General features: G+C 66.0%; 9 protein-coding genes. 2 read left to right on the top strand and 7 right to left on the bottom strand.

The features are described from left to right. Window position 1 precedes the first annotated feature (1 nt). Genes KXC42_RS04385 through KXC42_RS04370 form a run of 4 tightly spaced genes read right to left on the bottom strand, consistent with a single transcriptional unit; the run spans window position 2 to window position 5,445 of the window. Window positions 2–265 (bottom strand): acyl carrier protein, encoded by a 264-nt coding sequence (locus tag KXC42_RS04385; RefSeq protein WP_064852731.1) that lies wholly within the window; start codon window positions 263–265, stop codon window positions 2–4. A gap of 37 nt (window positions 266–302) precedes the next feature. Then, complete coding sequence (locus KXC42_RS04380; protein WP_197483266.1) at window positions 303–1,928, bottom strand: acyl-CoA dehydrogenase; 1,626 nt, start codon at window positions 1,926–1,928, stop codon at window positions 303–305. Further along, window positions 1,925–3,697 (bottom strand): acyl-CoA dehydrogenase family protein, encoded by a 1,773-nt coding sequence (locus tag KXC42_RS04375; RefSeq protein WP_083543555.1) that lies wholly within the window; start codon window positions 3,695–3,697, stop codon window positions 1,925–1,927. Before KXC42_RS04375 ends, KXC42_RS04380 begins: the two co-directional genes overlap by 4 nt. Then, a complete protein-coding gene (locus tag KXC42_RS04370) occupies window positions 3,694–5,445 on the bottom strand; it encodes a fatty acyl-AMP ligase (RefSeq protein WP_219129969.1) in 1,752 nt (583 codons plus the stop codon). The genes KXC42_RS04375 and KXC42_RS04370 overlap by 4 nt, the downstream gene beginning before the upstream one ends. Window positions 5,446–5,776: 331 nt before the next feature. Here KXC42_RS04370 and KXC42_RS04365 point away from each other — a divergent pair, with 331 nt between their 5' ends. Next, window positions 5,777–6,331, top strand: coding sequence for an SRPBCC domain-containing protein (locus KXC42_RS04365; RefSeq protein WP_083543554.1), 555 nt, complete (start codon window positions 5,777–5,779; stop codon window positions 6,329–6,331). 64 nt (window positions 6,332–6,395) lie between these two features. Here KXC42_RS04365 and KXC42_RS04360 read toward each other — a convergent pair whose 3' ends face one another. After that, window positions 6,396–7,394 carry a ketoacyl-ACP synthase III family protein gene (locus KXC42_RS04360; RefSeq protein ID WP_064852734.1) on the bottom strand — a complete coding sequence of 333 codons (999 nt, stop codon included), beginning with the start codon at window positions 7,392–7,394 and terminating at the stop codon, window positions 6,396–6,398. Continuing rightward, on the bottom strand, window positions 7,391–8,707 hold the full coding sequence (locus KXC42_RS04355) for a cytochrome P450 (RefSeq protein ID WP_257606022.1): 1,317 nt from the start codon (window positions 8,705–8,707) through the stop codon (window positions 7,391–7,393). The genes KXC42_RS04360 and KXC42_RS04355 overlap by 4 nt, the downstream gene beginning before the upstream one ends. A gap of 199 nt (window positions 8,708–8,906) precedes the next feature. Between KXC42_RS04355 and KXC42_RS04350 the strand changes: the two genes are divergently transcribed. Beyond that, window positions 8,907–10,184, top strand: a complete 1,278-nt coding sequence (locus KXC42_RS04350; RefSeq protein WP_064852735.1) for an FAD-dependent monooxygenase — start codon at window positions 8,907–8,909, stop codon at window positions 10,182–10,184. Between the two features lie 53 nt (window positions 10,185–10,237). Here KXC42_RS04350 and KXC42_RS04345 read toward each other — a convergent pair whose 3' ends face one another. Further along, the gene (locus KXC42_RS04345; protein ID WP_064852736.1) at window positions 10,238–10,918 is read right to left on the bottom strand and encodes a DUF2332 family protein; all 681 of its coding nucleotides are present in this window, start codon (window positions 10,916–10,918) and stop codon (window positions 10,238–10,240) included. Window positions 10,919–10,923: the final 5 nt, after the last annotated feature.

Genomic DNA, 10,923 nt, shown 5'->3' with positions numbered 1-10,923 from the left:
GTCACGATGCCGACGTCCGTGTGGTCTGTGTCTCGAGGAATCGGGCCATCGCGGCGATCGTCGGGTGGTCCCATGCCAGCGTCGGCTCGACCTCGATCTCGAAGGTGTCCTCGATCTCGCCGCAGAGGGTCAGCGCGTAGACGGAATCCAATCCGTACTCGGCCAGGGGTCGGTCGATGTCGATCGAATCGATGTGTCGGTCGAGGAATCCGGCCACCCGCGAGGAGAGCCAGTCGGCGATCTCGACGTGTCCGATGTTGTCCATTGTGTCCTCCGCTGATCGGTGGAGTCGGCTTCAGGTGTTACGGAAGGCGGCGAGCGACCGGCCTGGCGGCCAGGTCGAAAGCCCGGCCGTGTTCGGCACGTCCGAGGAGTTCGGTGAGCACGGTCCCGTCGTCCGGGGCCGGTATGCGCTGTCTGTACAGCCTGGCCACGAGGCGACGTTTCGCACGACGCGCCCACGCGTCCTTCCCGTCGGATGCGAGCGTCACCGCGCCCGCGGCGACGAGCAGCGCGTAGCGCTCGGTCAGGCGCAGAGCGGAAGGGGTGGTGGCGACTCCTGTCGCGGCAGGTCCCAGGGCCCGGGCGCCGTGAGAAAGCTCACCGAGCGCATGTGCGAGAGCTCGATCGATGTCGTCGACCGGATCGAGTCGTGCCCGCAAGCCGAGCAGCATCGGATCCGCCGATCGCCCGACGAGGGCCAACTCGTCGAACCTCACAGGGGGTAGGACATCTGCCGTGTCGGAATCAGGCAGATCCGCACCGTCCAATCTGGTGATCCGTGCCAGTTGTGAGAGGATCGTGAGCTGACAGCTGACGCCTCCGGCGTGTCCGATCGCCAGTGCGGGGATGTCACGGAAGTGCTTGCCGAACATCGCGTACGGTCCGCGGCGCAGATAGAAGCGTGCGCCGAGGAGCACCGACAGCGATCGCATGGTGTCCTCGAGCATGCGCGGGACGAGATACTTCGTCGCTGCGCACAGCGCTCCCGCCCCGGCAGGCGAAGTATGGAGGGCACGTGCCGTTTCGCGAACCATCGCCTCGGCGACGAGCAGATCGACGAAGGCGTCGCCCAGGACGGCGCGGGCATGTGGAAGTTCCACGAGCCGTCGGCCGTAGAGACACCGTTCCCGGGCGAACTTCAGTACGAGGAACAACGCTTCGTCGACGGGTCCCAGTGCAGCGCCCGCTGCGATGCATCGGCTCACCTGGAAGGAACGCAGTGCAATCTCGACCGCCGCCCCACGCGCACCGATGCGGTCGGTATCGAGGAGCGAGACTCCGCCGAAATCGACACCCCCGAGCCGGCAGCCCCTCAAGCCCAGCGTGCGGTAGCGCGTGGTCCGGTCGATCACCGGATCGTCCAGCGGCACGAGGAAGAGCGAGTGTGCACGCGGCCCCTCGACCCGATCGGTCCGAGCGAACACCACAGCGCTGTGTGCGCGCTCGATGTTGTTGATCAACTGCTTTCCACCTCGTAGGCGGAGGATGTCCTCGTCCTGGACGGCGGCGCATTCGTTGGACGTGAAGTCGTTGCCGTGATCGAGTTCGTGATATGCGACCGAAATCTTGTTCCCGGCGAGTACCGAATCAGCGATTTCTCTCTTCTGCCGCCCATCTCCGGCTGCGTAGACGTTGAGCGCCGCCATGAAGGTGGTGATTCCGTAGCCCAGTCCGAGAGCTGCGTCGCGCGCGAACACCGGCCGGAGCGTGTCGACGAGGGCCGGGACCGATTCGAACCTGCCACCCAGGTCCGCCGGAACGAAGTGTGCATCGAAACCGGCTCCGAGAAGAGCATTTTCGGCATCAACGAGTATCTCGTCCCGCTCGTCCGCTTCGACGATGCGGTGGGCACCGAGCGGATTGTCGATGTCGTAGGGATCGCCGAACAGCGATTCGATGTCGCTCGTGGGGTGGGCAATCGTCATGATGCCTCCGCATCCGTCGAGTTCGTGTTCACCCCGTGCCCCGACCCGCCGGGAAGCAGTGTGATCTTGTGTCCGAAGGCCGTCGCGTCCGCGAACACCATGACCGCCTCGTCGGTGAGGTGATCCGGCCTGTCCGTCGGCATGCCGAGTGCGTCCGCCACCGCATGCAGCGCGAGTCGCAACCACAACGCGTTCTGCCACAGCGGGTTGCCGTCCCCTGCCCGGGTATCGCAACCGTGCACCCATACCGCGACCGCTGCAGCGCCGGCGATGCACGCGGCGAGGCGTTCGGCCGCATCGAACGCCTCGACCGAGGTCTCCACCGAGGCGCGTGGCTGCGAATGCACCTGTGCGGTCAATCGGTCCAGCTCGGCGGCGAGTCCGGTGACACCGGTGCGCACTTCGTCGGCGACAGGGCCACTCAGCCCGCGGCCGGCAGAGCCGTCCGTTGCCACCCGGCGCAGGAATCGCAGCACCGACAGCCCGCGTTTCGGCAACAGGGACAGACGTTCCGGACGGAACTCGGGTAGCTCGGCGTTCGGATCGGCCGCGACCCGGAGGGCGTCGTCCTCGCCGGCACCGGCCTCACCTCTCCGCCCCAGCAGAACGGGGAACTGACTCACGAGAGTCGTGAGGTTGACGATGGTGTTGCCGTCGAACAACGAGACGATGCGGTGGTCACGTTCGATCTTCGAGAACGTCCCGTGGTCGGTGGAACCGACGACGAGCGATCGCGCCCCCACCAGACGGCGGACGGAAACCATCGAATTTTCGACGAGCGTCGGCACGAGGTACTTCGCGGCCGCGGCGATCGCGGAGTGCTCCTGCGGCAGCGCGTGGACACTGCGCGCAGCGAAGGTGGTGAAGGCCTCGGCCAGCACGTGGGCTGCCACTGCATCGGCGACGACCGCGCGGGCTGCGGGCAGCTCGAGGAGCGCACGTCCGTAGAGTTCCCTGCCCAGTACGAAACCACCCGCGATCGCCAGCGCATGGTCGGACGCCCCGAGTGAAAGATAGCAGCACATGGTGCGGGTGAGCTGCATGGCCGAGAGCACGATCTCGAGGCCGCGCCCCACACCGCCGACGATCGCGTCGGCGGGGACGGATGCCTGGTCGAAGCGGATCCCGCTGATGTCCGCGCCACGAATACCGTGAGTGAGTTCCTTCGGGAGGGTCTGCCAGCTGTCCGGGGTCAGCTCCGCCTTCTCGACCAGCACCAGGCTGTACGCTCTCGGCCCGGCATCGGACGACGTGCGTGCCAGGACGCAGAGTGCGGCGCCTCGCGTCGCATTGTTGATCAGCCATTTCTCCCCGGTGAGCCGGAAGCGGGTGACGGCGTCGACGTCCGTCGCTTCCGCGACGACCTCTCCGGCGAGGAGATCGCTGCCGTGGCCTCGCTCGGTCAGCGCCCAGGAGACCGCACCGCCCGCGCCCACGATCTCGGCCAGACGGGCCCGTTGGGCGGGAGAACCGGCGATCCACACACAGACCGCGCCGAGATAGGTCTTGCCGTGTGCCACCGCGAGGGTCACGTCGAACGACGCGACTTCGCGCATCAACCTGCCGGTGCGCTCGTAGTCGACGAGCTCACCGCCGTCGGCGACCGGAATGTAGTGGCGCTGCAGGCCGATCGCGTCGAACGCTGCGATGGTCCGCTCGGGGAAGGCATCCCGCGCGTCGAGAGTCTCGCATGCTGCCGGAGACAGTCCGTCGAGCACGGCGCGCAGCGCGACCTCGACGGGAACATCGTTCGACGACCGTGGACTCATGCGTTCACGCGCCCGAGTACCGATCCGATCGCGATCTCGTCGAATGCTCCGTCGAGGAATCGCGTCCGCATCTCTGCGCGGCGGATCTTGCCGCTCGTGGTGCGCGACACAGTTTTCCGTGGCGTCAGGATTATCGCGGCCACGGCGGCTCCGTGGTCGAGTCGAATCCGCTCGCGTATGCAGGACCGGACGTCGGCCCAGTTCGCGTCGCCGCCACCGTCTGCGACTTCCTGCACGACGACGATGCGACCGTCGTTCTCCCCCGTGCCGAACGCGGCTGCCAGTCCCCCGGCCAGGGCCGGGTGCGCTTCCCGCGACGAATGCTCGATGTCCTGGGGGTAGAGGTTGCGCCCGTTGACGATGATGACGTCCTTCGCGCGGCCCGTGACGTACAGCCGTCCGTCCACGAAGGCACCGAGATCACCTGTGCAGAGATAACCTCCCAGACCGTCCACGGTCCGCTCGAAGGTCTCGGCGGTGGCGGCAGCGTTGTTCCAGTATCCGGCAGCGACGCTTGCTCCTCTCACACGGATCTCCCCGATCCGGCCGTCGACCATTCGCGCCTCGGTCCGTGGATCGACGATCGCGACGTCGAGACCCTCCGCGCGGCCACAGCTCACGAGGCTTCTGAGACCATCTGCGACCGCTGGTACCACGCGGTTCTCCGCCAACGCATCCTCGTCCACCTCGAGGACATGGAACGGCTCCGGGTCGTCGGAGGTCACCATGAGCGTGCTCTCCGCCAACCCGTAACAGGGACACAGTGCTTCGACCGCGAGCCCGGCACCGGCGAAACGGTCCGCGAACGCGCGAAGCGTCTGGGCTCGGATCGGTTCCGACCCGTTGAGGACCGTCCGGATCTTGCTCAGATCGAGGTCGCGGATCTGCTCCTCGGTCACCCGCCGCACACACATGTCGAAAGCGAAATTCGGTGCGACCGTGCCGGCCGCACGGAAATCGCTGAGCATCTTCAACCACAGATGGGGACGCTTCAGGAAGGTCGCGGGTGACATGTGCACGCCGCGGTGACCGCCGAACAGCGGGTACAGGATCTGCCCGATCAGACCCATGTCGTGGAAGTGAGGCAGCCAGCCGGCCACCGTCGAGCTGTCGGGCAGACGGCTGGCCCGGTCGATCACGGCAAGGTTGTGGGCCAGGTTGCGACGGGTGACCATCACACCTTTGGGGTCGCTCGTGGAACCGGAGGTGTACTGGAGGAAGGCGATGGCGTCCGGGGAATGGAAGGGCTGGGCATGGGACGGGGATCCCAACGTTTCGTCGGGCACGGCGGTCTCGATCACTCCCACCGACGGGCAGTTGTCGGACATCGACTCGTCGAGCCATCCTTCGACCACAGGAGCGAGATCCGTAGTGGTGATGATCTCGGAGACTCCAGCGTCCGTCACGATGCGGGCGAGCCGGCTCATCCCCTTCTCGTCAGTAGGGAGCGGTGCCGGAACCGCGATCATTCCCGCGTAGAGACATCCGAGGAAGGCGTTGAGGAAGCCGAGCCCGGGGGCCGTCAGGATCAGCACACGATCGCGCGGGTCGTGTCGGGCGAGCAGGTCCGATCCGGTCGCCGACGCCGTGCGATGCAGTTGCGACCAGGTCCGCGTCTGTTCCTCGATCACATGTCCGCGATCGTCGACGTACTCCACGGCGATCGCGTCGGGACGCGTGGTCGCGAAGTACTCCAGCCGCGCGACGAGATCCGGTGTCGTCGGTGCGGCCGCGTGAGTGTCGGGCATATCTCTCCCACCAATCCGGTCATCGATCGAGACGGGGCGCAGCGCTGGCGAAGACCCTGTTCGCGCAACCCCTACGGAACCGAAACTGTACTTCTCGCAGCTTTTTTCGAACTTCGCTGCCGCTAAAGAACCGCCATATGACGGGGCGCACAGTCGGTGCGGCGAATGCACGGGTCACCGTTGCCGTAATGCAGCGTTCTGTCCATGTCGCCGTAACCGACTGCATGTAGCCTCGACGACTCCTGCCCTCGGTGATCGCACCGCGCAGGCGGCCGGATCCGGCGGCCCGACAATCACGGGCAGGTACCTCGGAACAGAAAGGGCACGACATATGACGGCCGGTTCCCTCATGACCACCCGACGGGGGCGCGTACTCAAATGGGTCGGGATAACACTCGCAGTAGTCTTCGTTCCGCTCGCGGTCTACGCGGCATGGGCGTCCACCAAGGAATACACGCTCGTCGCACGCACCGAGATCGACGGTACGGCCGACGAGGTGTGGGCCGTGCTCACCGACCGTGAGTCGTATCCGTCGTGGAATCCGTTCATCGTGTCCTCGGTGGGCGAGCTCGCAGTCGACGGCACGATCACCAACGTCCTCGTCGGAGCCGGCGGCGGAGAATCCACCTTCACGCCGAAGCTCCTCACCGTCGATCCAGGCGAAGAGCTGCGATGGAAGGGAACCGTGGGCGTTCCGGGAATCTTCGACGGCGAGCACTACTTCAGGATCGAGGACACCGGCAACGGCCGCGTCGTGCTCGAGCACGGTGAGATCTTCTCGGGGATCGCGGTACCGCCGATGATGGGTTACCTGCGCGACGACACCTATCCTCAGTTCGTTCTCATGAACGAGGCTCTGGCCGAGCAGGTTTCACTACGGCGCTAGAAGTCGGCGGCACACAGGTGCGGCCCGGACGGAATGTCCGGGCCGCAACCGTTCGTTCCTCTTCTCAACCTCGGAATTCGAGGACCGCAGATGTGCACGTGAAGCCTGCACCGCCCCCGACGAGCAGGATCCGGTCCCCCGGCTCGAGACCGCCCTCGGCGCACATGCGCTCGAGGCCCACGAATTGGTCTCCGGCCCCCAGATGCCCCATCTGCCTGGCGAACCGCCAGTTCGTACGATTGATGTCGACAGGTATGAGAGCCTGAAGTTGCCAGTCCAGCTTGGTTTTCCCCACCGCAGGGACGATCACCCGAGTCATATCGCCGATCTCCGATTCGGCGTCCGCCAGGGCCCGGCCGACGGAAGTCGTCACCGCGTCGACGAGTCTGCCTGCCGCCGCACGCATCCCACCCGTCGAGATGAAGTAGTCGAAGCGCGCACCGATGTCGATCGTCGTCGTGCTCGGACACGTCGCGAACTGCGGTCCGCGCACCACCTTCTCGAGATCGTTGGCTGCTTCCGTGTGCGTCGAGACGAGTTCGAACTTCCCACCGGTCGACGACAGCACCACAGCACCTGCACCGTCCCCGTAGACGACACCGGATTCGGTTCGCCACCGGTCGACGGGGCCACCATCGAAGCGGTCGGCCGTCGTGAGCAGGATGTGGCCGTTCACAGAGGGCAACAGAGCGGCGGCGAGTTCGAGCCCACTCAGTCCGACATTGCACTGCTGTTGCAGGTCGAAGGCACGTGCACCCGGACGGGCGGCGTGCGCTGCCACGTAGGAGGCCGCGGGCCACATGTCGACACCCTGGAACCAGATACCGCTGTGGAAGACGATGTCGATGTCGTTCGAATCGATCCCGGCATCGGTGACAGCCTTCCCGGCGGCCTCGACTGCCATCTGCGGCGGGACCAGCTCGCGCTCGATGCTCGCACCCTCGAAACCGTCGGCCTCACGCGATTCCTCGCTGTAGAGCCCCTGGTCGACCGCAGAGGAGGTCGTCACGGAGCTCGGCACGTACGCTCCGACACCGGCGACGAACGTGTTGTTCCATTTCATGGGGCTTCTCCTGAAGTCGAACGGGTGGATTCCGATAGCGGTCGGGAGGGCACTGCTCGGGCAGCATCGGCATCCCAGGTCACCGGAAGAGACGACACGCCGTTGACGAGCAGCCCTTCCGGTCGGGGCACGTCGGCCGCGGGGATCGCGAGCGCCAGTCCGGGAAGACGACGCAGGATCTCGTTGAAGGACACCCGAAGCTCGGCGCGGGCAAGCGCCGCGCCGATGCAGAAGTGCGGACCGTGGCTGAAGGACAGATGCGGGACGTCCTTTCTTTCCAGATCGAGGTGTTCCGCTCCGGGATATCGATTCTCATCGCGGTTCGCTGCGATGAGGCTCGGCAGAACAGCACTTCCCGCAGGGATCCTCACGCCCGAGAGTTCCACATCCTCCGCCGCGATCCGGAGCAACCCTTCCGTTCCCGGACCGAACAAGCGGAGGAGTTCCTCGATCGCGGTGTCGACGATTTCGGGTCGGGAACGGAGCAGTTCCGCAGCGGCAGGATCCAACATGAGCGCGAACACACCGTTGGCGATCATGTTGACGGTGGTCTCGTGTCCGGCGACCAGGAGACTGACCCCGAGGAAGGTCAGTTCAAGTTCCGAGATCGCACCTTTCGCGTCGTTCTGCACGACCAGGTCGCTGAGGATGTCGTCCTGCGGGTTTGCACGCTTGCTCGCGATGAGCTCGGTGAGGTAGACGAACAACGCCCCCTGCGCTTGTTGAACTTGCTCTGCGGTGTATTCCGCGGTTGTGGTGGCGAGGAATGCGCGCGACCATGCTCCGAACTGTTCCCGATCGCTCATCGGCACACCGAGCAGTTCGCAGATTACCTGGACGGGCAGTCGACTTGCGAACATCTCGACGAGATCCGCGGTCGGACCGGCTTCGATCATCTCGTCGAGGTACTGCTCGACGAGACCGGTGACGTGCGGCTCGAGTACGGCGACGCGGCGGGAGGTGAACGTCCCCGAAATCATCTTGCGTACCCGGTTGTGGTCGGGAGGGTCCATATTGAGGAGGGTCGGGAAGTTCTGCGGGGCCGGCCCGAGGCGAGGCGCTCCTTCGGCCAGGGTGGCGGCACGTGAGAAGCGGGGATCGGACAGAACCGTCCTCACGTCGTCGTATCGCGTGACGAGGTAGGCGCGATCACCCGACGGCATCTGCACCCGTCCGACCGCCTCATGTTCCTGGATCTCGCGGTATTCACGCGCGACACCCATCGCCGACGGGCGATCGAACGGATAGCTGTACGGACATCGCCCCGTATGCTCGCTCGTGTCGCCGGTCGATTCTGCTGCTGTCGAAGTCACTGGTTCCCTTTCCTGCATGCTGCGGCGATCGGAACTCGACGGTAAAGAGAGACAGTCTGTGGGACAACCGGATTCAGCAATACTTTAGGAATTCCCACAGCGGTTCGAAACGGTCGCTTCAGACGCGTGCCCCCCAGGAGTTTCGGGCGTATTCCTAGGCTTCTCACCGAACGTGTCGATCACACCGAAAGAGCAGCCGATGACGGAAATCTCCGAACGCCCCGAGCAGTACGACGTGGTCGTCGCCGGTGCAGGTCCGGCCGGAATGATGACAGGATTGTGCCTGGCGCTCCAAGGCGTCGCGGTTGCGGTTCTCGAGACAGCTCCCTCTGCCGCCCGCACGTTCCGTGGTGAGTCGATCTCCCCCGACTCGGTGACCGCGCTCCGGCGCCTCGGGGTACTCGATCAGCTGCCGGCCGATCGCACGATGCCGGTGTCGGGCATACGAATTGTCGATGCCGGCCAGGAGGTACTCACCGTCCGCTTCTCCGAACTCGCAGACGCTGAGGAGAGCCCTCTGGAGATCCCGCAGGATTCGCTACTCGACGCCATCGACGCTGCCGCTGCACGGTTTCCGTCATTTCGGCTGATTCGAGGCGCATCGGTTCAGGAGCTGATTCGTCGCGGACCACGCATCGTGGGGGTGCGCTACCGGATCGGAGAGGACGAGAACACGATCACCGCACGGGTGGTGGTCGCCGCGGACGGACGGTACGGCAAGCTGGGTGCTGCGGCCGGCCTCGTATCCCGTAAGCAGCCGATGCGCCGGGATTTCTTGTGGTTCAAGGTGGACCCACCTGCGGGATGGGATCTGACCCGCTACCAGGTCCACCTCGCCGACGACGCCCACGTGATGTGCATACCGACAGTTCCGGGGATCCTCCGGCTCGGCGTGAACATCCCTCCCGGAGGCCTGAGCAGGATCCGCAAGGCCGGTCTGCCGTCCTTGTACAGCAGCGTCGCCCGGATAGTCCCGGACCTCGGCGAGGCAACAGAACACTCCGTCCGAACGTGGCGTGATACGTCGATGCTCGAGATCTTCAGCAGCCGATGCCCCCGATGGAGCATCCCCGGCCTGGTCCTCGTCGGCGACGCGGCGCACACCCTCACACCGGTCCTGGCCCAGGGGGTCAATCACGCGATTCTCGATGCGGTCGTTCTGGGGGATCAGCTCGGGCCGGCACTCCGCGCCGAGGAGTCCGACATCTTCGTCGACGAGCGGTGCAGAATCTTCCAGGAACTGCGCGAACCCCACGTGGATCAGGCACGAGCACTGCAGTTCCGGCAGGAGAGTGCGTTCGCGCAGTCCGGCGCATTACCCACACTTGCCCGGCGTTCGCTGTACCGCACGATCGACCGGCTACCCGTCACGAAGAATGCCATCTGGGGTCGCTTGTACTACAGCCTGGCCGGCGGCCGAAATCCCGCCGCAGAGGCCTTGGACCGCCTGGTCGCGCGGATACCGCAAACGGTGTGACGCCGCACCGCCGAACGGCGTTCGCGGCATACGAATCGGCGGCACCACAAGAATCAGGGGAACCAATCGAGCATCCGTCCCCGCGACCAGCAGCGGCCGACTGCATCCACGTGCTGCTCGGATCCGCGGTACACGGCCACGCCCACGATGCTGTGGCCGGAGGCCGGACGGTCACCGAGCGTCGGGACCGACGGTGCGGCGCCGACCCCCTCGGCCGACACCCACGCGACCGTCCGTCCCGCGGCCGCCTCGCGAAGACTGTCGACGAACGACGGGCGCCGCGGAATTGCCAGGCGCGACAACGCCCAGGTCGTCGTCACGACGGGCAGAGCACCCTCGGGTACCGCCGCGATCCCCTCGGGCAGCAGTTCCACGACGTCGCCGCAGAACCGGACGGGCGGATCCTCGGCGAGCAGGGCGTCCTCGACGTCGGGCCGGCGCCGCGTCACGGCGACGCGCGCGACCACCGGAGGCATCGCCCGGTCGGGAACCGTCCCGCCGTGGACGATCGAACAGCTCTCCTGCACAGGAGAATCCGGGTCACCCAGGAACACCCCGTCGCTGTAGGTAATGCCCACGCGGTCGACGCACAGGTTCAGCGCCGCGGGGCGCCCCACGTCGATCAGGCCGATCGCGGTCGCCCCCGCGCGGTGGGCCGCTTCGGCGATCGCCGGGTGGAGCACTGCGTAGCGTCCCGCCTCGTCGACGGCGGCCCTCCTCGGAGGATCTGCCATGTCAG

The organism is Rhodococcus sp. LW-XY12 (genome assembly GCF_019317345.1).
Taxonomy (GTDB): Bacteria; Actinomycetota; Actinomycetes; order Mycobacteriales; family Mycobacteriaceae; genus Rhodococcus; species Rhodococcus pyridinivorans.
This window is presented reverse-complemented; position numbering and strand designations above follow the sequence as displayed.